Annotated in this window: 24 protein-coding genes; 11 read left to right on the top strand and 13 right to left on the bottom strand. The window is 33.9% G+C overall.

Annotated features, from left to right (window positions below):
• Positions 1-738: a LytTR family DNA-binding domain-containing protein gene (locus tag Q1A01_RS14635; protein ID WP_299682363.1), complete on the top strand. Its 738-nt coding sequence runs from the start codon at positions 1-3 to the stop codon at positions 736-738.
• A gap of 27 nt (positions 739-765) precedes the next feature.
• Here Q1A01_RS14635 and murI read toward each other — a convergent pair whose 3' ends face one another.
• The 8 genes from murI to Q1A01_RS14595 form a co-directional block, all read right to left on the bottom strand.
• Complete coding sequence (gene murI, locus Q1A01_RS14630) at positions 766-1,584, bottom strand: glutamate racemase (protein ID WP_299682510.1); 819 nt, start codon at positions 1,582-1,584, stop codon at positions 766-768.
• Between the two features lie 81 nt (positions 1,585-1,665).
• Positions 1,666-2,172 carry an OmpH family outer membrane protein gene (locus tag Q1A01_RS14625; RefSeq protein ID WP_366520102.1) on the bottom strand — a complete coding sequence of 169 codons (507 nt, stop codon included), beginning with the start codon at positions 2,170-2,172 and terminating at the stop codon, positions 1,666-1,668.
• Positions 2,173-2,219: 47 nt separating this feature from the next.
• Complete coding sequence (locus Q1A01_RS14620; RefSeq protein WP_299682357.1) at positions 2,220-3,218, bottom strand: OmpH family outer membrane protein; 999 nt, start codon at positions 3,216-3,218, stop codon at positions 2,220-2,222.
• Between the two features lie 37 nt (positions 3,219-3,255).
• The gene (locus Q1A01_RS14615; protein WP_299682354.1) at positions 3,256-5,922 is read right to left on the bottom strand and encodes a POTRA domain-containing protein; all 2,667 of its coding nucleotides are present in this window, start codon (positions 5,920-5,922) and stop codon (positions 3,256-3,258) included.
• Complete coding sequence (locus tag Q1A01_RS14610; protein WP_299682351.1) at positions 5,855-6,595, bottom strand: isoprenyl transferase; 741 nt, start codon at positions 6,593-6,595, stop codon at positions 5,855-5,857. The genes Q1A01_RS14615 and Q1A01_RS14610 overlap by 68 nt, the downstream gene beginning before the upstream one ends.
• Positions 6,596-6,603: 8 nt before the next feature.
• Positions 6,604-7,287: a DUF6089 family protein gene (locus Q1A01_RS14605; RefSeq protein WP_299682348.1), complete on the bottom strand. Its 684-nt coding sequence runs from the start codon at positions 7,285-7,287 to the stop codon at positions 6,604-6,606.
• Between the two features lie 156 nt (positions 7,288-7,443).
• Positions 7,444-8,328, bottom strand: coding sequence for an NAD kinase (locus tag Q1A01_RS14600; protein WP_299682345.1), 885 nt, complete (start codon positions 8,326-8,328; stop codon positions 7,444-7,446).
• A 2-nt stretch (positions 8,329-8,330) separates the two neighbouring features.
• Complete coding sequence (locus Q1A01_RS14595; RefSeq protein WP_299682343.1) at positions 8,331-8,987, bottom strand: CBS domain-containing protein; 657 nt, start codon at positions 8,985-8,987, stop codon at positions 8,331-8,333.
• Between the two features lie 79 nt (positions 8,988-9,066).
• Between Q1A01_RS14595 and Q1A01_RS14590 the strand changes: the two genes are divergently transcribed.
• From Q1A01_RS14590 to clpX, 8 genes are all read left to right on the top strand, one after another.
• Positions 9,067-9,780: a pyridoxine 5'-phosphate synthase gene (locus Q1A01_RS14590; RefSeq protein WP_299682340.1), complete on the top strand. Its 714-nt coding sequence runs from the start codon at positions 9,067-9,069 to the stop codon at positions 9,778-9,780.
• Positions 9,780-10,547, top strand: a complete 768-nt coding sequence (locus Q1A01_RS14585) for an alpha/beta fold hydrolase (protein ID WP_299682337.1) — start codon at positions 9,780-9,782, stop codon at positions 10,545-10,547. Before Q1A01_RS14590 ends, Q1A01_RS14585 begins: the two co-directional genes overlap by 1 nt.
• A gap of 130 nt (positions 10,548-10,677) precedes the next feature.
• Positions 10,678-11,961: an outer membrane protein transport protein gene (locus Q1A01_RS14580; protein WP_299682335.1), complete on the top strand. Its 1,284-nt coding sequence runs from the start codon at positions 10,678-10,680 to the stop codon at positions 11,959-11,961.
• An 11-nt stretch (positions 11,962-11,972) separates the two neighbouring features.
• Positions 11,973-13,517, top strand: a complete 1,545-nt coding sequence (locus Q1A01_RS14575; protein ID WP_299682332.1) for a G-D-S-L family lipolytic protein — start codon at positions 11,973-11,975, stop codon at positions 13,515-13,517.
• 90 nt (positions 13,518-13,607) lie between these two features.
• Positions 13,608-13,976 (top strand): phage holin family protein, encoded by a 369-nt coding sequence (locus tag Q1A01_RS14570; RefSeq protein WP_299682329.1) that lies wholly within the window; start codon positions 13,608-13,610, stop codon positions 13,974-13,976.
• Positions 13,977-14,032: 56 nt separating this feature from the next.
• A complete protein-coding gene (gene tig, locus Q1A01_RS14565; protein ID WP_299682326.1) occupies positions 14,033-15,355 on the top strand; it encodes a trigger factor in 1,323 nt (440 codons plus the stop codon).
• Positions 15,356-15,444: 89 nt separating this feature from the next.
• Entirely contained in the window at positions 15,445-16,119 is a 675-nt protein-coding gene (clpP, locus tag Q1A01_RS14560) for an ATP-dependent Clp endopeptidase proteolytic subunit ClpP (protein WP_299682323.1), read from the top strand.
• A gap of 55 nt (positions 16,120-16,174) precedes the next feature.
• On the top strand, positions 16,175-17,407 hold the full coding sequence (gene clpX / locus Q1A01_RS14555) for an ATP-dependent Clp protease ATP-binding subunit ClpX (protein ID WP_299682320.1): 1,233 nt from the start codon (positions 16,175-16,177) through the stop codon (positions 17,405-17,407).
• 83 nt (positions 17,408-17,490) lie between these two features.
• On the opposite strand, the gene Q1A01_RS14550 is transcribed toward clpX, so the two are convergent.
• Together Q1A01_RS14550 and Q1A01_RS14545 are read right to left on the bottom strand one after the other, a co-directional pair.
• Entirely contained in the window at positions 17,491-19,101 is a 1,611-nt protein-coding gene (locus tag Q1A01_RS14550; protein WP_299682317.1) for an OmpA family protein, read from the bottom strand.
• Between the two features lie 208 nt (positions 19,102-19,309).
• On the bottom strand, positions 19,310-20,824 hold the full coding sequence (locus tag Q1A01_RS14545) for a GH3 auxin-responsive promoter family protein (protein ID WP_299682314.1): 1,515 nt from the start codon (positions 20,822-20,824) through the stop codon (positions 19,310-19,312).
• Between the two features lie 97 nt (positions 20,825-20,921).
• Between Q1A01_RS14545 and Q1A01_RS14540 the strand changes: the two genes are divergently transcribed.
• Positions 20,922-21,716, top strand: coding sequence for a DUF2797 domain-containing protein (locus tag Q1A01_RS14540; protein ID WP_299682312.1), 795 nt, complete (start codon positions 20,922-20,924; stop codon positions 21,714-21,716).
• Positions 21,717-21,745: 29 nt separating this feature from the next.
• On the opposite strand, the gene Q1A01_RS14535 is transcribed toward Q1A01_RS14540, so the two are convergent.
• The 3 genes from Q1A01_RS14535 to Q1A01_RS14525 form a co-directional block, all read right to left on the bottom strand.
• Complete coding sequence (locus Q1A01_RS14535; protein ID WP_299682309.1) at positions 21,746-22,312, bottom strand: TetR/AcrR family transcriptional regulator; 567 nt, start codon at positions 22,310-22,312, stop codon at positions 21,746-21,748.
• 189 nt (positions 22,313-22,501) lie between these two features.
• A complete protein-coding gene (locus Q1A01_RS14530; protein WP_299682306.1) occupies positions 22,502-23,119 on the bottom strand; it encodes a LysE family transporter in 618 nt (205 codons plus the stop codon).
• Positions 23,120-23,225: 106 nt separating this feature from the next.
• Positions 23,226-23,429, bottom strand: coding sequence for a hypothetical protein (locus Q1A01_RS14525; RefSeq protein ID WP_299682303.1), 204 nt, complete (start codon positions 23,427-23,429; stop codon positions 23,226-23,228).
• 122 nt (positions 23,430-23,551) lie between these two features.
• Between Q1A01_RS14525 and der the strand changes: the two genes are divergently transcribed.
• On the top strand, positions 23,552-24,856 hold the full coding sequence (gene der / locus Q1A01_RS14520; RefSeq protein WP_299682300.1) for a ribosome biogenesis GTPase Der: 1,305 nt from the start codon (positions 23,552-23,554) through the stop codon (positions 24,854-24,856).
• Positions 24,857-24,858: the final 2 nt, after the last annotated feature.

Raw genomic sequence — 24,858 nt, 5'->3', positions numbered from 1 at the left:
ATGCTAAAGCTTAAAACAATCATCGTAGAAGATGAAGAAATAAGTAGAGAGATTCTACGTAATTATCTTCAAAAATATTGTCCAAAAATTGAGCTTGTTGGTGAAGCATCAAATATAGAAGAGGGGTTGGCTTTGATACGTAATCATACTTTAGATCTCGTCTTTTTGGATGTAGAGATGCCGCACGGAAATGCATTTGATCTTTTAGAACAAGTGGGAGATCGTAGTTTTGAAACAGTGTTTGTTACGGCCTATAATCAATATGCAATAGAAGCATTAAATACACATGCCTCTTATTATTTGCTAAAACCGATATCTATAGATGAACTTATTAAGGCTGTAGATTATGTTGTTCAAATTAAGGAAAAAGAAAATGCATTAGAAGACAAGGTACTTACAGCTTATAATTCTGATAAGCAAGGTAAGATTACAATCCCTGTGCAAGATGGTTTCGAGGTGTTGGAGGCAGCTTCTATTTTGTATTGTCAGGCAGATGATAATTACACGCAAATATTTCTAACAAGTGGGGGTAAAAAATTGGTAAGTAAAACACTTAAATACTTTCAAGATGCTCTAGTAGATTTTGGTTTTGTGCGTGTTCATAAATCCTACTTGATTAATATAAACGAAGTGACGGGGTATCGAAAAGGAAAAGGTGGTGCTGTGATACTGAGTACAGGAAAAGAAGTAATGGTTTCGGCTTCTCAGAAAGCTAATTTGTTAGCCTATTTCAAGTAATACTATTTTATAGCTAGCATGTAGGTACTAAAAATCTTTATACGCTACCTCTATACATGCTTTTTGAGGGGTTTGTTCGCTTTCGCGAAAGCGTATAATAATATTTTCAAGGACATCAATAGTGTCGTTAGAATAGATATGATGCATCACAGACTGCGTTGTATCAAATTGTATGTTGTTACCTTGCGCTAATATTGCTTTAGTCTGTCGTGCGACCGCTTCTCCTGAATCTATAATAGAAACTTGACTAGGTAATAATTCTTTAAGTACAGGAAGGAGAAACGGGTAATGACTACAGCCTAGTACTAGATAGTCAATATTAGCATCAATCATAGGTTGAAGATGCTCTTTAAGAAGAGTTTTCATTTCTGGAGTAGCTATCTTTCCTTGCTCAATTAATGGAACTAAACCCGAACCAATAACTTCTATAGTTTCAATTTCTTGTGTATATTTTTCAGAAGTATTAGAAAACAAACGACTGTTTAGAGTGCCTTTGGTGGCTAAAATGCCAATACTTTTATTTTTAGATTGTAATGCGGCGGGTTTTATAGCAGGTTCTATTCCAATGAAAGGAACATCGTAGTTTGCTCTTAAATAATCAATAGCATTTGTAGTCGCAGTATTACAAGCAACTACAATAATTTTAGCGCCAAGTGCGAGTAGTAGTTCTGTGTTTTTAATGCATAATTGTGTAATCTCTTCTTGAGACTTGATTCCATAAGGTGCATATTTACTGTCTGCTAGATAAATAGTAGATTCAAAGGGGAGTAGTTGAACAATTTCTTTCCAAATAGAAATACCTCCAATACCACTATCAAACACTCCGATATATTGATCTTTTTGCATAGCTCTAAAATAAAAAACTGCCTTCACAATGAAGGCAGTTTTTTATAAACTTTCGCTTAAAGCGAAATTATAGTACTGTTTTTAGATGCCTAAGTCTGCTTTTACATCTGACATAAGATCATATCCATCAGCCATTATTACACCAGCAGCACCAGGTGTAGAGTCTAAAACAAATTGGTATCCTTTTGCTCTAGCTACCTTTTGGATAGTTACACGCGCCTTTTCTAATATAGGCTTTAATAATTCTTGCTCTTGCTGACGAAGCTTTGTATACGCATTTTGCTCGTACTGATTAATTTGCTGTAATGTCTCTTGTACTTCTTTTTGACGTGCAAGATTTGTTTCGTCTGTCTGCTCGTTTACTTCACGACCATATCTTTCAGATGTTTTCTGAAGTTCAGTTTTCATTTCTGTTAACTGAGCTTGATACGATTTTTGTGCTTTTTCAAGCTCAGCATTTGCAGCTACATAGCTTGGCATTGCTTCTACTAATGCCTGTGTGTTAATGTGCGCAATTTTTGAATCTTGAGCTTGCATCACACTAGTCATTCCTATTACTAGAGCTATGGCTACGAATACTTTTTTCATGTGTTTCATTGTAATCTAATTAAGTTAAGTGTTATTATAAAGGGTTGTTAAATGCCTCCTTCTCCGTTATCATCTTCTTCAGGAGGCTTTGGAAGATTATTTGCTTTATTCTTACGAGCGTTCGTTATAGAATCCTTTCTTGCTTTACGAACTTGTAAAATAGAATCTTTTCTTTTTTGACGCTCTGCTAATATTCTTTCTTGTCTTGCTTTCTTTTCTTCTGCTGTTAAAGGAGCTGGTCTACCCGACTTTTCTCTAGCAGTCGCTTTTACTGCAGCAATAGAGTCTTTTCTTTTTTGACGTTCTTCAAGAATGCGTTGTCTGCGTTCCTCAAATGCTGCGTTACGTGCATCTTTTTCTTCTTGACGTTGTTTAGCTTTCTCTTCGATTAAAGCTTCTCTCTCAGCTTTCTTGTCGTCTATTGCTTTCTGACGTGCTTGTGTAGCCTTATCTTGCTCTACAGTTTTTGCCTCATCTATATCAAACGACTTTTCTTCTTTTTTGCTATTTATTTGTTTACGTTTTGCAGATCTAGTAATACTTCTTAATACTTGATCACTCATGTCTAAGCGATCTGCTACATATAAGACACCTGCTTCTTTTTTAGTTAATACAACGTCGTACTTTTTATTTTTAGAAATCTCTTGTACCGCATTAAAAACTTGATCCTGAATAGGCTCAATTAATTGACGTTTTTGAATAGCAAGATCTCCTTCTGGTCCAAAACGTTTTTGTTGATATTCAAAAATCTCTTCCTCTTCATATGAAATTTCTTCTTCGCGCTCCTCTATTAATTCTTTTGTAAGCAATACACGTTCATTTTGTAATTGCTTTTTCATCTCTTCGATTTCACCAATCTTTTTCTCAATTTCGCTTTTCCATTTTTTAACTTTAGAGTCTAATTGAGAAGATGCTTCTTGATATTCAGGAACATTTTCAAGTATGTAGTCCATGTTTATATAGCCTACACGGATACCACGTTGTGCTTGTGCAACGAGACTCACTAAAAGAAGTGATGCAAAAAAGAAAAAAGCTTTTGTTTTCATATTGGTTATAATAGCGTTAGAAATAATCGTGCCAAAATTAAAACTGCTGTCCTATGATAAAGTGCGTTTCCCACCCATTAGGCTGTATTAGCCCTGGTATAGGATCGAATCCATATCCAAAATCTAGCCCTAATAATCCAAAGGCAGGCATAAATATACGAATTCCTGCACCAGCAGATCTATTCAATTGAAACGGATTATAATCTCTAAAATTGTCATAAGTTGCTCCTCCTTCTATAAAAGCTAGTGTATAAATGGTCGCAGCTTGACTAAATGTTACTGGATAACGTAGTTCTAGACTGAATTTATTATAAATAGTAGCACCATCATTATTGTTTGCAGTAGTAGCAGCTCCTCTATCTAAAGGTGTTACAGATTGGTTAGGATATCCTCTTAAACGAATGATTTCACGTCCATCTAGTGCAAAACCTCCTAATCCATCTCCTCCTAAGAAAAAACGCTCAAATGGTGGAATACCTCTGTCGTTGTTATAAGCTCCTAACCATCCAAACTCAACATTAGATTGTAATACAAACTTTCCAGGCAAACTTGTGTACCATTTTCCGTCAAACTTAATTTTGTAAAATTCTAAAAAGTTAAAACGCTCCTGATCTATAGCTGCCAATGCATCTGAATCTTGATTCTCTACCGCAACTTCTCTATCTACTGCTAAGCCCTCATAATCTACATTGTTGAATAAAGAATATGGTGGTGTTAGTTTAGCGCTAATACTCCATTGAGAACCTGATACAGGGAATATTGGATTATTCGCAGTGTTATTTCTACTAAGACCAATCGTATATCCTAAATTAACAGAAGACCCGTTTCCAAATGTAAAGAGACCTGTATTAAAGTTTTTTAGATTAAAATTTTGGTAACTTATAGCATGTGATAAGGTAAAGTTACGATCAGGCCAGCTTAAACGTTTAGCAAGACCAATAGAACCTCCGGTAATAATGTTTCTGCTATCTCTATTTACACGGTCTCTAGCACTAGTTGCTAAGTTGTTAAATTGGAACTGTATAGTGTGAGATAATGATACAGATAACTGTACTGGTTTTTTACCTCCAAACCAAGGATCTGTAAGAGAAATACTATATGTTTGAAAAAACTGACTTGCTTGAGCTCTTAATGAAAATCGTTGTCCATCACCCATAGGTAAAGGCTTATATGCTTCTTTCTTAAAGATGTTTTGTATAGAGAAGTTATTAAAGGATAGTCCTAACGTTCCTACAAAACCACCACCACCAAAACCACCTTGTAGTTCTATCTGGCTAGCTCCTTGTTCTACTACATTGTATTCTAAATCTACAGTACCTCCAATTTGATCAAAGTTCTTGAATTCAGGGGTAAGTTGCTGTGGATCAAAAAATCCTAACTGTCCTAACTGTCTAATAGTAGAGACTACAGCTTGCTTACTATATTGCTGACCAGGCCTTGTAAGAAGTTCTCTGTAGATTACTTTGTCTTTTGTTTTGTCATTTCCTTTTACTTCAACTCTATTGAAGTAAGCTAATTTCCCTTCTGAAATACGAACTTCAAAATTTATAGTGTCATTTTCAACACCAGTTTCTACAGCATTAATGTTAGAGAATAAGTATCCATTGTTTTGATATAAATTAGCAAGATCATCTGCATCTGGATCTCCTTCTTTTTGAATACGTTCTTTTAGTAATACGCCGTTATAGGTGTCTCCTTTCTTTAAAACTAGTTGTCTTGCTAGTTGTGCATCAGAGAATACAGTATTACCAATAAAATCAATATCTCCTATGTAATATTTTTTTCCTTCTTCAATAGTAAGTTTTAATGTAATGCCATCATCATCATTCTTGATAATAGTATCTGAAACAATACGAGCATCACGATATCCGTTTTCTTTATATGTATCTATAATCGATTTTTTATCATCTTTATAGTCAGCTTCTATATATTTTGAGCGCTTATAAAAACGAAGGGGGTTTTTCTTCTTCGTGTTTTTCATAGAACGTCTCAATTTTTTACTCTTGATTTTATCGCTTCCATCAAAAATAATTTCGTCAACTTTTACACGAGATCCTTTGTCAATATTTACTAACATATTGACTTTATTTTTGGATACGGTATCTTCTTTAGGGATTACATTTATAAGTGTTTTGGCGTTAAAGTATCCTTTTTTCTTATACGTGTTTTCTATATAGTTTTTTGTAGTAGTAACTAAGTTTTCTGTTACTTTAGCTCCTTTATTTAAGCCGTTATCTTTTACGAAGGTAGTACCTTTCTTTTCCTTAATTCCCTTAAATTTTATTTCATTTAATTCCGGGACTTCTTGAATGTCAAGTTGAAGATCTACAACGTCGCCTCTAACGTCTGTAACATATAAATTAATGTCAGAAAATAATTCTAATTTCCATAGGTTTTTAATGACACTACTTATTTTTTCCCCAGGAAGATAAATACGTTCTCCAACACGTAAACCAGTAAAGGTGATTACTGTATTTTCATTGTATGTGGAGGTTCCGGTTACTGTAATGTTACCGATCTCATACTTAATTTCTGGATCTAGGGGTAAATCCCTCTGAGCTTGAGCAATTACGGATGTAAATAATACGAATAGTACAAAAGTAATTTTTTTTAATATCAAGCCTTGATTTATTAAGTTATTGAATTTGTTCACTTGTCTTTCCAAATCTTCGTTCTCTTTTCTGGTAATTGTAAATAGCTTCATGTAAATTCTTTTTCTTAAAATCTGGCCATAATACTTCTGTAAAGTAAAACTCTGCATATGCTATTTGCCATAATAAAAAATTACTAACACGTTGCTCTCCGCTAGTTCTTATAAGTAAATCAACATCTGGCATGTCATGGGTGTAAAGATGCTTATTAATATAAGACTCGTCAATCTCATCGGGCGAAATTATGTTATTTTTAACTTTAACGCTTATTTCTTTTACAGTTTTAAGAATTTCTTCACGAGCTCCATAGCTTAGGGCAAGTGTAACTCTTAATCTTTTGTTATCTTTAGTTTGATGTATAACTTCTTTTAGCTCTTTTTGAGCCTTTTTAGGTAACGATTCAATATTGCCAATCGTTTTTAACGAGACGTCATTTTTTTGAAGTGTTTTAATTTCTTTCTTTAAAGAAGAAACGAGTAGATTCATGAGTGTATCTACTTCTTTTTTTGGGCGATTCCAATTTTCTGTTGAGAAGGCATATAAGGTTAGATGCTCTATCCCTATTTCGGCGCATCCTTCAACAGTCTCTCGTACCGCTTGAGTGCCTCTTTTATGTCCAGCAGCTCGCAGTAGTCCTTGTTTTTTTGCCCATCGTCCATTACCGTCCATGATCACAGCGATATGGCGTGGTAATTTATCGAGATTAATTTGATCTAAAAAGTCCATCTCATTACTTAGAAGGCACAAAAACATGGTTTGCGCCCAAAGGTATAAGTTACCGTAAATCCTGTAAACATATACCAGTCATCATTGTTTATATTTCCAAAACGTAATGTTCCATTAGCATCATCGTCAGGAGCACTACCATCTAGGTTATCTGTTAGCGTATATCTTGCGCCTATTTCAAATGCAAGAATAAATTTTGTGCCAATAACAGCTTTATATCCTAGAACCATTGGAATTGCAAAATCCCAAGCAGTGCCAGTTTTCTGAACATTGTTGCCATTTAGGGCTAGCTCATCGTGATTAAAATATGTAAACCCTGTATATAAATAGGGAGTAGAAGGATTTCTATCATTAAACATATCAAAATCCCAGAATGTGTATTCTAGACCTAATGAAACTTCTTTTACACTATTTTTAAAGGAATAACCTCTAAGCTGTCTTCTTGATTCATCACTTTGTGAGTCTGAACTTTCTAACTGTGTAAAAAGCGCAGTAAATCTAAAAGCATGTCGCTTGCTACGATTCCATTTAAAAATACCACCTATAACAGGGGAGTTTGGAGCAATGTAACTTGTTGATCCAACATCTCCTATAAAATTTGACCCACCAGCAAACAAACCTACTTCATAAGTTTGTGCTTGAGAGTTAAAGCCTAAAAACATGGCGATTATTACAATCGTCAAATACCTCATATAGCTGTAAAAGTTTGCAAATATAACAATAATGTGCGTGTAGATACTATTCTATCAGAATAATGATCTATGAGAAGCCTTCTTTTTTAATAAAAGGATAATGAAAATATATCTAAACTACACACAGAGTTAACACTGTTTATTGCAAATTATTGTCTAGTTGCGTTTATCTTCTCCCCATAAAAGCTTTTCTCGTAATGTTTTTAAAAAACTTTCTCCTTCTAAATTGATAAGGCTTATGGTAAAAGGCGCTTTCTTTAAAGTGATGATTGTTTCATTTTCTAACGTAGCAATTCTTGAATCTAAAGAGATTAAATGTTGTTTCTCCCTTCCTGATACTTTTAATGTGATTGTGGTGTTATCAGGAATCACAAGAGGTCTTGCGTTTAAATTATGAGGAGCTATCGGTGTGAGTATTAAACTAGAGGTGTGTGGCGTTATAACAGGTCCTCCACAACTTAACGAATACCCTGTAGATCCAGTAGGTGTAGATACTATGAGTCCATCTGCCCAATAATTTGTTAGCGATTCACCATTTAAATGAGTAGAGATAGAAATCATGGAAGTCGTGTTTTTACGACTTACTACAATTTCGTTTAATGCAAAATTAATACCTCCAAAAATACTCGTGTCTTGACCTGTTGTGACCTGTAATAAACTTCGTTGAGATAATGTGTAATTGCCTGCAAGGATTTTTTCTATAGAAGCTGCAATTTCTTGTTTTTTGATAGTGGCTAAAAAACCTAATCGACCAGTGTTAATTCCCACAATAGGAATGTTAAGGTCTCTTATATATGTTGCGGTTTTTAGTATCGTACCATCACCTCCAATGCTGAAAAATAAATCATAACTAGTGTCTAGTTCTTCAAAAGTGCTAAAATGCCTATAGTTTTTGTCAATTGAATCTTGCTCGTGAATTAAGTCTAGAAAATTCTTTTCAATAATAACTTCAATCTTCTTTTTGTCTAGTATATCCAGTAATTGTTGCACATAATGCGCAGCTTCCTGATGATAAAATTGACCGTAAATACCTATTTTCATGATTATATGTTAAGATATTTTTCTAAATATTGAGAGCGTTCTCTTAAGTCTTTGATGAAAGTGTCCTCTTGATGACTCGAAACGACATTATAGCTATATCTTCTAAAAGCAGCAAGAATGTCATTAAAATTAGCACGTCCAATTTTTATAGAGATCTGAGCAACATCATTTTCTATTTTAGAAATAAAACCTCCCCATATTTTTCCGTCATTAGACTCTACAATTTGACTTATTTCACTGAAAGAATAGTCTTGTATGCCCTTTTCTATAATAACGACACTACCAGGTTCACTGATGAATGGAGTGTTGTTGAAAAAATTCATAACATCAGCAAGTTCATAATATCCTATGTAGTGATTGTCATCATCAAGTACAGGCATAATATTAGCGCTGTTCTGGGCAAATGTCTCAAGTATATCTAACCAATTAGTTTCATATCTCACAAAAAAATGCTCGTATGCATGCGTATAATCAGATATAATACAATTCGCATCATAGCAATGTGTGTCATTCTCAGCTAAGCAACCTACATATATGTTGTCTCTGTAAATAGGGACGTGTGAGTGTGTTGTCTGACTAAAAATAGTTTGTACTTCACCTATGGATGCTGTCTCAGAGACAGGTTTGATATCGTTAATTATAAAATCTGTAATACTCATACTGCAAAATAATGAAAAATAACTCGCCTAGCGGCAGGGTCTTTGTATTTTTGTATTCAAAATTTATACCATATTTATAATGACAAAATTAAGTGTAAACGTAAATAAAATAGCGACACTCCGTAATGCTCGTGGTGGAAATGTGCCTAATGTTGTTAATGTTTCTGTTGATCTTGAAAAATTTGGAGCGCAAGGTATTACGATACATCCAAGACCTGATGAACGACACATACGATATCAAGATGCTCGGGATTTAAAAAAAATAGTAACTACCGAATTTAATATAGAAGGAAATCCAGTTCAAAAATTTATCGATCTTGTTTTAGAGGTAAAGCCTACACAAGTAACATTAGTGCCAGATGCTATAGATGCTATTACTAGTGATGCAGGATGGGATACCGTAATAAATAAGTCATTTTTACAAGAGGTCATCGGCGAATTTAAGAGCCAAGGAATACGTACGTCTATATTTGTTGATCCTGTACAAGAAATGATCGAAGGAGCAAAAGCTACTGGTGCAGACCGTATCGAGTTATATACCGAAAGTTATGCAAAGATGTATGCTACAGATAAGGAAACTGCGATACGTCCATATATAGATAGTGCGCTGGTGGCAAATGAATTAGGATTAGGTATTAATGCAGGTCATGATCTTTCTTTAGAAAATATAGCGTATTTTAAAAATAGTATTCCAGAATTATTAGAAGTTTCGATAGGTCATGCATTAGTTTCTGAAGCGCTATATCTTGGATTTGAAACCGTGATTATACAATATCTTAAAAAATTAAGCTAATGCTATTACATTCTAATATTATAGGAGAAGGAAAGCCACTCATTATATTGCATGGTTTTCTTGGTATGGGCGACAATTGGAAAACACTTGGAAAGCAATTTGCAGAACAAGGATATGAAGTACATCTTGTAGACCAGCGTAATCATGGGCGTAGTTTTCATAACGATGCATTTAGTTATGAACTTATGGCGATAGATATAAAGAACTATTGTGAAGAAAAAAACTTGTCTTCTATAGCTTTAATTGGACATTCAATGGGTGGAAAAACAGCGATGCTTTTTGCAGTTATGTGTCCAGAACTTGTCTCAAAATTAATAGTGGCAGATATAGCACCTAAGTTTTACCCACAACATCATCAAACAATATTAGAAGGATTAGAAGCGCTTTCTAAAGATAAAGAAGCATTAACAGGTCGAAAAGAAGCAGATACATTTTTATCTCAATATATTAAAGAAGTAGGGGTGCGTCAGTTTTTATTGAAAAACCTCTATTGGGTAGCTAAAGGTGAGTTAGGTCTTAGGATGAATTTGCCTGCTTTAATACATCATGTTGATCGTATAGGAGAGGCGCTTCCAGAGAATGCTTATTTTGAAAAACCTACGTTGTTTTTAAGAGGTGGAGCATCAAATTATATACAAGAAGAAGATGAAGATGCTATTTTTTCCGCTTTCGCGAAAGCAAAATTAATAACAATCCCAAATGTAGGACATTGGTTACATGCCGAGAATCCTAGGCAATTTTATAGCGAAGTAATAGCATTTTTGTAAGATTTATCTTAAAATTTTACTATGTATGCATAATAAAGTGTGTTAATAAATTGTAAAAACTTAAAAATATCCTATTTTTGCTTGCTTTCTTTTGAGAAAACAATAATAAAATCTTAACCTAAATTAAATTATGAAAAAAGTAGTAAGTGTATTCGTACTTATGCTTGTTTGTGCTGTTACTTATGCTGGTGGATACCGTGTAAGTCTTCAGGGTAACCGAGCATTGGCTATGGGTCATACAGGAGTTGCGGTAGTAAATAATGCAGAGCTAGCGTTTTTTAACCCAGCAGGGTTAGTTCATTTGGAGAATAAAATCAATCTTTCTGTAGGAGGATTTGGTGTGTTTGCAGATGTATCATATCAAAATGCACAATTTGGAGATGCAACTTCAACAGATAGTGGAGTAGGAACACCAGTGTATTTATATGGAAGTTATAAAGTAAGTGAAAGCTTTGCTCTTGGACTTGCAGTATACACTCCTTATGGAAGTAGTGTAGAGTATCCTACTGACTGGGCAGGATCACATCTTGTTAATAATATAGAGTTGCAGTCTATTTATGTACAACCATTATTTTCTTGGGAAGTGGTGAAAGATAGATTTAGTATAGGTGGTGGACCTATTTTAGCAATAGGTGGAGTAGAATTTAACCGTAACCTATCTAGAAACTTAACAGATTTAGATGGAAATAGATCTAATGTTACATTAGATGCTAGTGGTATCTTAGAATTTGGATGGTCTGTAGGAGCGTTATTAAACCTTGATAATGAAGATAAGTGGAAGCTAGGATTCAATTACCGTTCATTAATAGATGTAGAAGTAGAAGCTGGAGACGGTGAAGCTACATTTGCAAATGTGCCTAACTCACCACTTGCGCCAGTTCCAAACGGAACATTTGATTTTACAGCATCATTGCCTTTACCAGCAGAATGGACTGTGGGATTGTCATATAGACCAAATGAAAAATGGTTATTTGCCTTTGATTATAACTATGCAGAATGGAGTGCGTATGAATCTCTTGATATTGATTTCTTAAATCCTGATGGATCTGTAGCATTACAATCATTAAATCCACGTAATTATAAAGATGCAAGCACATATCGTTTTGGAGCGCAATATTCTCCATCTGGCAAACTAGATCTTAGAGTAGGGTATTACTTTGATGAGTCTCCTGTACAACCAGGGTTCTTTGCGCCAGAGACACCTCGTAATGATTCTAACGGATTTACGGCAGGATTTACCTATAATATAAATGAGAAGTTTGCTATTGATGCATCTTTCTTATATCTACGATTTGAAGAGATAGATGCTTCTTATGATTTCTTTACTGAGACTAATGGGCAGACAGCTCCATTCAGAGGAACTTATAAATCAAGTGCATTTGCACCTGGTATTGGTTTAAGTTATAAACTTTAAAAAAAACAGCGATGAAAAATTATATAAAATATATAGCAGTTCTTGCAATAGGATTTGGGTTTGTGGCTTGTGAGCCAGAATTTGATACCCCAATTGATGAAGATGGATTTTATACAAGTGGAGAAGCAAATTTCTCTAACTATGTATCTGTAGGAAATTCTCTTACTGCAGGATTTGCAGACGGAACATTATACATTACGGGACAAGAAGATTCGTATCCGAATATTATGGCAGAGCAATTTGCGCTTGCTGGTGGAGGTGCTTTTACACAACCACTAATGAATGATAATGTAGGAGGATTACTTTTAGGAGGAAATCCTATACCAGGATTTAACCCTCGTTTTGTGTTGGCTACAGATGAGAACGGAAATCCTGGACCAGCAATTATTGGTCAAACACCTACTACAGAAGTTTCAAATATCCTTTCAGGTCCTTTTAATAATGTAGGAGTGCCAGGAGCTAGAAGTTTTGATTTGTTATTTCCAGGATATGGTAATATAGGAGGTTTAACGACAAATCCTATAAGTGCAAATCCTTATTTTGTAAGATTTGCTTCTTCTCCAGATGCAACAGTAATTGGAGATGCAGTAGCTCAAAGCCCTTCTTTCTTTTCTTTATGGATAGGAAATAATGATATTTTAGGATATGCTACTTCAGGAGGTTCTGGAGTAGATCAAACGGGTAATTTTGATCCTTCTACATATGGAGGAAGTGATATTACTGATCCAAATGTATTTGCAGGAGCTTATTCTCAAATGGTAGAAGCTTTAACGGCTAATGGAGCAGATGGTGTTCTTGTAAATATTCCAGATGTAACTTCTATTCCATTTTTTACAACAGTTCCTACACAGTCTATTCCTTTAGATGCGCCTACGGCTGCATTTTTAAATGATAATTTTGCATTGTACAATACTGTAGTACTTCCAACATTAGTAAATTTTGGAGTTATTACAGCAGAAGAGGCAGCGTCTCGTAACGTTAATTTTGTAGAAGGTGCAAACTTCCCAATCATGACGGATGATGATCTTACAGATGTAACGGCGATCCTTCAAGGACCTCCTGCATTTCTTGATGAAGCAACAGCTACTTTACTAGGTCAATTACGTCAAGCTAATGCAAATGATATCCTTCCTCTTACAGCGGCAGGAATATTAGGAACAGTAATCAATAATGATCCAACGTTAATTAATGGAGTTTCTGTACCACTAGCTGATCAGTTTGTATTAACAAGTGCAGAGCAAGCTAGAATTACAGTAGCACAAAATTCTTATAATACAACTATTCAGTCTTTAGCAAGTGCAAACGGACTTGCTTTTGCAGATGCACGTTCAGCGTTACAACAAGTAGCAAATGGAGGTGTGACATTTAATGGAGGTACGTTAACATCTACTTTCGTAACAGGAGGAGGTTTCTCTCTTGATGGAGTACATCCAACGCCTAGAGGATATGCTTTTACGGCAAATGTATTACTAGATGCTATTAATGCGAGATATGGTTCTAATATACCTGGAGTGGATATTGGTAACTTTGCAACAGTAACTATAAGTAATGACTAAATGACAGTCTTTTATCTATAAAACCTTAAAAGATGCGCCTAATTAGCGCATCTTTTTTTTTGGTATTCTATTTGCTTTATAGATATCAGTATGAAATCTATTTTTAAAATTATACTCACAACTATCGCAGTGCTTGTTATTGCAAAAATTCTTCCAGGTGTTCACCTAGAAGAAGGTTTTATGACACCACTCTGTGTCGCTATTGTGCTATCATTACTACGATTTATTGTGAGGCCTATTTTGGTGATACTTACATTGCCTATTACAATAGTTACTTTTGGGTTTTTTCTATTAGTAATCAATGCAATACTCATTTTATTAGTAGATTATTTTATAGGAGGCTTTGAAGTGAATGGTGTTTTAACAGCATTATTGTTTAGTATTTTGCTAAGTATATTTCAAAGTATTTTATTTCAATTCCTTAAGGAAGACGTGAAACAACCGAATAGAAGAAATTAAAACATTGTTGAGGTGTAAAAAAATACGTATTTTTGCGCCCTTAAATTAAGAGAAGAATGAATATTACAAAGGAGCAAATCGATGAGCTTAATGCGGTTATCAAGGTAGATATCGCTAAAGATGATTATCAGGAGAAAGTGCAGTCTATATTAAAGGATTACCGTAAAACGGCAAATATTCCTGGTTTTAGAAAAGGGCATGTGCCAATGGGGCTTGTTCAGAAGCAATATGGAATGGCAGTTCGTGTAGATGAAGTAAATAAATTACTTCAAGATGCATTAGGTAAATTCCTTTCTGAAGAGAAAATAGACGTGCTTGGAAATCCACTTCCTAAAAATCAAGAAGATTTTGATTGGAATTTAGATGATTATAGCTTCGAGTTTGAATTAGGAATGGCTCCTAAGTTTGATATAGATCTTAAACCTAAGAAAGCAATAGTTGGGTATGAGATTTATGCAGATGATAAAATGATCGAAAATCAACTTACTACGATTCAAAAGCAATATGGGAAGTTAATTTCTCAAACGGAAGTAACAAAAGATGCTGAAGTTACAGGTGCTTTTGTAAATGAAGAATTAGAACTTGATAATACAGCTACATTCGAAATTGCGCAGCTTAAAGGAAAGAAAAATACAGATGCTTTTCTTGGAGCAAAAGCAGGAGATGTAATTACTGTAAAAACTAAAAGCCTTTTTAGTGAAGGACATAGCTACCAAAATGCCTTTAAGAAAACAGAAGAGGAAGCAAAAGAATTGAATGCAGAAGTTGCTTTTACAATCTCAGAAATAAATACAAGAGAGCTTGCAGAGTTTGATCAAGAATTATTTGATAAGCTATATGGTAAAGATGCTGTAAAGACGGTAACTGAGCTTAAAGAGAAAATGAAAGAAGATGCTGCTAAGCAGTTCCAACAGCAAAGTGATCAACAGTTAATGAATGATGTGACTGAGCATCTTATAGCAGAAACAAAATTTGATTTACCTGCAGATTTCCTTCAAAAGTGGATACAGTCTACAGGAGAAAATCCAATGACTATAGAAGAAGCTATAGAAGAATATAACCGTTCTGAAAAAGGATTGCGTTACCAACTTATAGAAGGGAAACTTATTCAAGATAATAACTTGCAAGTAACCTTTGAAGAATTAAAAACATATGCTAAGGATATGATCAAAATGCAAATGATGCAGTATGGTCAGATGAATCCTGAAGATAAAGAGTTAGAAGACATTGCGGCACGTATTCTAGGTAACCAAGAAGAGGTGAAAAGACTTTCTGAGCAGCGAATGAATCAAAAAATGTTAACCTTCTTTAAGGAAAATGTAAACCTTAAGACTAAGAAGGTAACTTTTGATGAATTTGTAAAGGAAGTATACAATTAGAATACTTGTCTATAAATAAGTATCTTTAAGGCGTTTTACTTTTAGGAGTAAAGCGTTTTTTTGTAATATAAAAATCGTATTAATAATATATGGACTACGGAAAAGAGTTTAAAAATTTTGCAATTAAAGACCAAGGAATTAACTCTGCTTACTATGAAAAAATTGTAAGTAGTATGATGCCAGTTGGACTTACTCCAAATATCATAGAAGAACGCCAAATGAATATTGCCATATTTGATGTGTTTTCTCGTTTAATGATGGATCGTATTATCTTTTTAGGAACGGGAATTAATGATCAAGTGGCTAATATTGTTCAGGCACAGTTGTTATTTTTGGAAAGTACAGATGCTAATAAAGACATTCAGATATATATTAATTCCCCAGGGGGAAGTGTATATGCTGGACTAGGTATTTATGATACTATGCAGTTTATAAAGCCAGATGTTGCTACAATATGTACAGGAATGGCAGCTTCTATGGGGGCAGTATTACTATGTGCAGGAGAAAAAGGCAAGCGCAGTGGTTTACCTCATTCTAGAGTAATGATTCATCAACCTATGGGAGGTGCGCAAGGTCAGGCAACTGATATTGAAATTACCGCTAGAGAAATCTTAATCTTAAAAGAAGAGCTTTATAAAATTATAGCAAAGCATTCTGGTCAAGAGTATGATAAGGTATACGCAGATAGTGATCGTGATTACTGGATGAAGGCAGATAAGGCGCTAGAATATGGTATGATTGACGAAATATTAAAAAGAGATTAATTCTAGGTATACGCTTTCGCGAAAGCGTATAATTTATTAACAATAGTTAGTTTACATGGCAAAAGAAGATTTAGAATGTTCGTTTTGTGGTAGAAAAAAACCTGAGACAAACTTACTGGTTGCTGGATTAGATGCACATATTTGTGATCGATGTATTGAGCAAGCTCATGGTATCGTGGTTGAAGAGTCAAAAGATGTTGAAACCAACGAGCTTGACGGTGATCTTATGCTTAAAAAGCCACAAGAAATTAAAACATTTCTTGATGAGTACGTAATAGGGCAAGAGTATACCAAAAAAGTAATGGCTGTTGCCGTGTATAATCATTATAAGCGTTTATTGCAACCTAAAGATGATGACGATATCGAGATTCAGAAAAGTAATATCGTTATGGTTGGGCAAACTGGTACAGGAAAAACATTGATTGCTAAAACAGTAGCAAAAATGCTTAATGTGCCATTGGCTATTGTAGATGCTACAGTACTTACAGAGGCTGGATATGTAGGAGAAGATGTAGAGAGTATTTTAACGCGTTTATTACAAGCGGCAGATTATAACTTAGAAAAAGCACAGCGAGGTATCGTATTTATTGATGAGATAGATAAAATAGCTCGTAAAAGTGATAATCCATCTATTACAAGAGATGTGAGTGGAGAAGGTGTGCAACAAGCGTTATTAAAACTTTTGGAGGGTACTATTGTAAATGTACCACCTAAAGGAGGGCGTAAGCATCCTGATCAAAAATTTATAGAAGTAAATACAGAGCATATTCTGTTTATTGCAGGAGGAGCTTTCGATGGTATAGAAAGACATATCACAAAACGTCTTAATATGCAAGCTATGGGCTTTAGTGCTAGTAAGAATGAAGACGCGGTGGATTTGGATAATATGCTGAAGTATATTATACCTAAAGATTTAAAAGATTTTGGTCTTATTCCAGAAATTATAGGTCGTTTACCTGTTTTAACACATATGAATCCTTTAGATAAAGGAACGCTCAGAGCTATTCTTACAGAGCCTAAAAATGCTATTGTAAAACAGTATAAGAAGCTGTTTATAATGGATAATATAGAGTTTAGCATTACAGACGATGCGTTAGACTACTTAGTTGAGAAAGCTATAGAATATAAACTTGGCGCTCGTGGTTTACGATCATTGTGTGAGGCTATATTAACAGATGCTATGTTTGAAATGCCTAGTTCTTCAGAAAAAGAGCTCATCGTAACCAAAGAATATGCAGAAGGAAAACTCAATAAATCTACGCTCAAGAAACTCAAAGCAGTTTCTTAAGTTGGTTATATATATATAATGCAAAAAGACCGTTACTCAATATAGTAACGGTCTTTTTTAGTTTGAAGTTAATTGTAAATATCTTAATCTCTTACAATAATGAATTCTACACGGCGATTCATTTCGTGTTGCGTATCGTCACAAGTTATACAGTCTATTAATGGTTGAGATTCTCCATACCCTTCTGAAGTAAGACGATCTTTAGAGATTCCCTTGCTTAATAAATAATTCATTGCAGAAGCAGCTCTCTTTTTAGAGAGTTTTAAATTATAAGCGTTACTACCCTGAATATCTGTGTGTGCTTTGATATCAATTCTGATGTCAGGATTTCTTGTTAACGTTGTAACAACTGTGTTAAGTGTTATTGTAGAAATATCTTTGATTTGATCACTATTGAAGTCAAATAGAATGTTATCTATTTTTATAAATGCTTTCTCTTCTGTTTCTACAATTTCAGCAGCTTTAGCGTCAAGTGTAATATCTGTCTCAAATGTAGGGACTAGGTTTGTGTTCGTGTCAAAAGAAGTTGAGTTACGCTCAAATCCTTCTTTATAAGCTAGGATCGTATAATCCAGGAATGCATCTACAGAAAAACGATACTCTCCATCTTGATTAGAACTCATCGTAGCTACTTCTTCACCGTTAGCATCTAATAATACAATAGTAGCATCTGCTAATGGGATTTGTGTTTCTGTATCACGTACAACTCCAGCAACATTTTGATCTACAATATACTCGCGTATTTTATAGATGTCATAGCCCCCTTTACCACCTTCTCTGTCTGATGTAAAATACCCTACAGTTTCTGTAGCTGGGATATAGGCAATTTCATCTTTAGTAGAGTTGATCGTATTACCTAGGTTACGGGTTGCAACATAATTTAATTCCGTATTTCTAGACCTAAAAATATCAAATCCTCCGATACTATTATGTCCGTTAGATGAGAAGTAAAGATATTTTTTATCTAGTGAAGTGTGTGGGAATTTTTCGTCTAATACGGTATTTACAGAGCCTTCTATACGCTCTACAGGACCATACGATTTATCATCATTTACCGCTACCTTAAAAATATCATACCCACCAATTGATTCTGGCATGTTAGAAGAAAAATAAAGTGTTTTTCCATCTTTACTTAAATGCGGGTTCTCTATAGAATAAGAACTGTCATTAAAAGGTAAAGCAGTAATATTAATCCATTCTCCCTCTCTGTTAGGGTTCATGATAGCTGTATAAAGTTGAAATTTTTGAGAATCTCCTTCCATACTCTTAGAAAAATAAATTCTATCTCCCTCTTTTGAAAAAGAAATAGTTCCAAGATTTTCTCCTTTATTAAGGATATGAGAGAATAATAAAGGACGTCGTAAATCCCACTCATACGTAATGTCTGAACAATATAACTTCGTATATGGTTCTTTTGTATTAGGATCTATTTTTGCTAATGCTCCAATTTTTCTAGCAGAAAAAGAAATAAATTTTTCTTTGTAAAAACCAACTCCATAATCTGAATATTTAGAATTGATTCCTGTAGTGAATGTTTCAAATTTAAAACCATTGTTTCCTATGTTAGGATTGGAATCTGTAATGGTTATCTCTTGGTCTAAAGACGCAATCTCTTGATTAGAATTTAATGACCCTTGTGCTTGTATCTGATATACAAGGAAAAGTGCAAAAATTGTATTAACTAATAACTTCATTATAATCTAATTTTATAAATGACTTGGGGTCTTTACTTCGGCTAAAATAGAAGGGGAGTTGTTGATTAAAAAACTTTTTGACAAGTTTTAGATGAGAAGACTGTTATAATCGTTAAAATGCAGATATTATTCTTGTTAATCCGTAATAAAGTTGTGGATTTTTAGTAAAAAGTGAATATTACTTGTAAAAATAGAAGCGCTATTAAGGCTATTTGTTAAGCTTTGAAAGCTCTTCTACAAAGTCTCTTTTATTAGAAAGCCTAGGTACTTTGTGTTGTCCTCCTAATTTATTGTTTTCTTTAAGCCAATCGTAAAACAGGTGTTTTCTAGCAATATGTATTACAGGCGCATTGAGTGTAGTGTTATTAAAACGTTTAGCATCATAATCACTATTTACAGCTCGTAGGGCATTATCAAACTTTATATTAAAATCTTCAATATTCTTAGGGGCATTTTTAAATTCTATAATCCATTCATGAGCTCCTTTTTCTTTGCCTTTCATGAATATAGGCGCTGCTGTATAATCTTTAATTTCACTATAAGTTTCTTTAGCAGCAATACCTAGAGCAACATCTGCGTTTTCAATAATAAGCTCTTCTCCAAAAACATTAATATGATGTTTTGTACGTCCACTTACACGTATGCGATAAGGACTAATAGAGGTAAACCGTACAGTGTCTCCTATTTTATAACGCCATAAACCAGCATTTGTAGTAATAACAACAGCATAATTTTTGTTTACTTCAACTTCAGCTAAGGGAATAATTTTTTGTGATGCCGTACCATAAGTATTCATAGGTATAAATTCATAAAAAATACCATAGTCTAGCATTAGTAAAAGATCCTTACTGTTATTTTGGTCCTGAATAGCAAAAAAGCCTTCTGAAGCATTATAAATTTCATAATACTTAAAAGAATTTTTGGGGAGTAGTTGTTTGTATTGATCAACATATGGTTCAAAGCTTACGCCTCCATGAAAATAGACTTCAAGATTAGGCCAAACTTCAAATAGACTTTCTTTTCCTGTGGTTTCAAGTACATTATTGAGTAAGACAAGCATCCAAGAAGGGACTCCTGCTAAACTAGTGACATTTGTTTGTATGGTTTCGTCTACAATAGCTTGCATTTTTACTTCCCAGTCACTCATTAATGAGATGTCACTATTGGGTGTACTACTCAATTCTGCCCAGAAAGGCATATTATCTATTAGAATAGCAGATAAGTCACCGTATACAGTGCCATTATTTTCATAAAGTTCTTTACTTCCTCCTAAACGAAGTCCTTTACCAGAAAATAATTGTGAATCTTCATTGTTATTAAGATACATACATAGTAAATCTTTACTAGCGGCATAGTGACAATCTTCAAGAGACTCTGAACTTACGGGGATATACTTACTTCTCGCATTAGTAGTACCGCTACTTTGAGCAAACCATTTGATAGGAGTAGGCCATAAGATATTATTTTCTCCTTTTCTACTACGTTCTATAAAGGGTTGTACATTTTCGTAGGAAGATATAGGAACACGTTTAGCAAATTTGTCATAATTTTTTAATTCGTGAAATCCATATTTTTTGCCTATTTCGGTGTCTTTTGCTTTATCAATAAGTTGATGTAGTAATTCATGCTGTACTTCATTAGGGTATTTTAAAAAAAGCTCCATTTGATGAATACGCTTTTTTAAAAACCAAGAAGCAATAGAATGTACTAGAGGTATAGGCATAAAGTTGGTATATTTACGACGATCTATAGTGGAGATCTCAAAAGCTAATTTAGCTTTTTTTCCTAAATTCTATAAAGTTAAAACACTATAAAATAGCATGCAATACCAGGGAGTTCTAAAAAAAATGCAAACTGAAAATACAAACCCAGTAAATTATTATTTAATAATGGGTAGTGAGTTTTTACATGTAAATCAACTTATTGATAAAAGAATGCATATAGAATTTATTGGGTACCAATGCCTTGCTTGTGGGGAGAATAAAAAAATATATAGGCAAGGGTACTGTTATGATGATTTTTATAAAGTACCACAAGCAGCAGATTGGATTATGAAACCTGAACTATCTAAAGCACATTTGGGGATAGAAGATCGAGATCTTGATTATGAAAAGAAAGCACAATTACAACCGCATATTGTATACTTAGCAAATTCAAGTAATGTAAAAGTAGGTGTTACTAGAAAAACACAGGTTCCTACCCGATGGATTGATCAAGGTGCTCATGAGGCATTAGAAATTGTAGAGGTGCCTAATCGTTATCTTGCAGGAATTACAGAAATAGCGCTAAAAGAGTATGTTTCTGATAAGACCAACTGGCGTAAAATGCTTAAGAATGATATAGAAGATGTTAACTTAATAGAACATCGAGAAGCATTAAAAGAATATATTCCAGAAGAAGCAAAATCTTATTTTATTGCAGATAATGATGAAACACATATTCATTTTCCAGTATCAAAATATCCTGAAAAATTAAAAACATTAAATCTAGATAAAACCCCTGCGTATGAAGGTGTTTTAAAAGGAGTAAAAGGGCAGTACCTTATTTTTGAAGATGATACAGTATTTAATGTGCGTAGTTGGGAAGGATATGTTGTGCGTATCTCGCTTCTATGATTTTTAGAGAGTTTTTTGCAAAAGAGTGCCTATTTAAATAATGTATAGCACATTTCTTTTGCTAGTGTGATGGGCCACTCTTTTTTATGAAGGTTACTTTGTGCTACGGCACCTTCTAAGAGTAGATATATTTTTTGAGCTAATACTTTGTAATCTTCATCAGGATTATCAACTATAATATTTTCTGCTAAAAGCATTTCAATATAGTTAATAAGTCCATTTTTTTGAGATTGAACTTCATTTTTAATAAGTGTATTAGACATAGGAACTTCTGAAAACACTTTAATAGACCAACATCCATTAAAATCTTTCATTTGGTAAAAAAGCTCTAAATAATGAAAAATAGCCATTACTTTTTCCTTTCCTGAAGGAGCTTGCTCTACATATGCCATTACTTGTTTAGAAAACTCTTCATTACGATGTCGTAAGTGTGCAATACATATCTCTTCTTTTGTCTCAAAATGTTTGAAAAGTATTGTTTCAGATACGCCAGAAGAAGCTGCTATTTCACTAACTTCTGTATTATTATATCCATTTTTATAAAAAAGATCAGAGGCATTGTTAATGATGGCTTGACGTACAGAGTTCGTTTCCATGATCATAACTTAGGGTTGTTTAGATATCTTCAAGATAAAGAATTTTTAATGCATTATTTTTAGTTTTAGATAAAAATCTTGAAGTGTTATTTTGCTAATGACCTTTGAGGTGACGGTACATATTGGTTTTCAGTTTTTTACCAACAGGTAAAAAACTAATCTTTTTTGAAGAAAAAATCTCTTAGAAGTTTAAAATAGCAAGAGTTTTGCTGTTTGTATTAGTGATAAACTAATCAGAACAATGCCAATCATTCTATTAAGAGAGCTAGAATTTGTATTTGACTTTCTCTTTTGAATGCGAGTTCCCAATTTTCCATAACCATATAAAGTAGTCACTTTTCCTAAAAATACGCCTGTGAAAAATAATAGTAGATTAAATGAAGAACCTTCTAATCCTACGTGAAATGAAGTGCGCAACAACGAAAAAACTAAAACCCAATATATTAGTACTGGAGGGTTGATAACACTTAAAGCAAAACCAGTTAGATACTTTGAACTATACTTTCTTGAATCTCTTTTTTCGATTTGTTTTGTTTTGATAAAATAGATGCCTGCAATACCTAAAACGCCAGCAATTAGAAACTGTAACCAAACGTGCATTGCAAAAAATTCTTGAACAACCATTCCTGATGAAAAAGCAGTAAATGCGAGTAAAACTTCACCTACACCTGAGCCATAACTTATTTTTAAAGACTGGTATATATTTTCTTTTACCGTTGTTTTAATAACCGCAAGATTCGATGCTCCAGGAGGCACAGCCCCTACAATGGTAGCAAAAAAACCGATAAGAAAAATAGTTAAAATCATAAATCCTTAGTGGTACGCTTTCGCGAAAGCTTACAGAAAAAGAACCCTTAGGGAAGTATTGAAAAGAGTTTATGAAAATTGGTAATCATCTGATACATGCGAGCTATTAAAGAAATGTAAGTTTTACCGCCTGAACAACAGAAATGATAATAAGAATAACTTCTCTCATGCCAGTGTCATAACTTATTTTTAGACCTTGTTTTATATTCTCATTTATGGTGGTTTTTATAACAGCAAGATTAGAAACTTCAGGAGGAAGAGTTCCAATGATTGTAACAGTAATACCTATAAGAAAAAGCACTGGCGTCATGCGTTGGTAATGGTTTGGTTTTATCGAAGCTTACAATTATATGGTTTTGATAGTGTAGAGTGTGCTGATTTTACTTCTAGACTCATACTTTTAAACGTATCTTTGCATCCTAAATTAATACCATGAGTACCATTGTAGCTATAGTAGGACGTCCAAATGTAGGTAAATCTACTTTTTTTAATCGATTAATTCAACGTCGTGAGGCGATTGTAGATGCCGTAAGTGGTGTGACAAGAGATAGACATTATGGTAAAACAGATTGGAATGGTCGTGAATTTACTGTGATTGATACTGGTGGATATGTGATAGGTAGTGATGATGTCTTTGAAGCAGAAATCGATAAACAAGTAGAACTTGCTATTGACGAAGCTGATGCGATCATATTTATGGTAGATGTAGAAAATGGAATCACAGGAATGGATGAAGAGGTAGCGAGCTTACTTCGTAAAGTGAAAAAGCCTGTTTTTCTTACAGTAAATAAAGTAGATAATAATAAGCGTGCCGAAGATGCTGTAGAGTTTTATAACTTAGGATTAGGAGATTTCTTTACAATTGCTGCTACTAATGGTAGTGGAACGGGAGATTTGCTTGATGCTGTTGTAGAAGCACTCCCAGAAAAAGAGGAAGAAGAAGAAAATGAGCTTCCTCGTTTTGCTGTAGTAGGACGTCCAAATGCTGGAAAGTCAAGCTTTATAAATGCTCTTATAGGTGAGGATCGTTATATTGTTACAGATATTGCAGGGACTACTAGAGACTCAATAGATACAAAATACAATCGTTTTGGTTTTGAGTTTAATCTTGTAGATACAGCAGGAATACGTCGTAAATCAAAAGTAAAAGAAGATTTAGAATTTTATTCTGTAATGCGTAGTGTACGAGCTATAGAACATGCAGATGTGTGTTTGGTAGTTGTAGATGCCACTCGAGGTTTTGATGGGCAAGTTCAAAATATATTTTGGCTAGCAGAACGTAATAGAAAAGGAATTGTCATTCTTGTGAATAAATGGGATTTGATCGAGAAGGATACAAAGACAATGAAAGCTTTTGAAAAGCAAATTCGTCAAGAAATAGAACCTTTTACAGATGTACCTATTGTTTTTATTTCTGTACTTAATAAACAGCGTATTTTTAAAGCGATAGAAACTGCAGTTCAAGTCTATGAGAACAAAACACGTCGTTTAAAAACAAGTGAATTAAACGATTTCTTTTTACCGCTTATAGAAGCATTTCCCCCTCCAGCTTATAAAGGGAAGTATATTAAGATCAAGTATTGTATGCAATTGCCTACGCCACAACCACAGTTTGCATTGTTTTGTAATTTACCACAATATCTTAAAGAACCTTATCGTAGGTTTTTAGAAAATAAATTGAGAGAAACCTATGATTTTTCAGGGGTGCCTATCTCTATTTACTTTAGAAAAAAGTAGTC

Source organism: uncultured Dokdonia sp., assembly GCF_947492815.1.
Lineage (GTDB): Bacteria > Bacteroidota > Bacteroidia > Flavobacteriales > Flavobacteriaceae > Dokdonia.
Note: the sequence above shows the minus strand (reverse complement) of the source record. Positions and strands in the feature narration are given on the sequence as shown.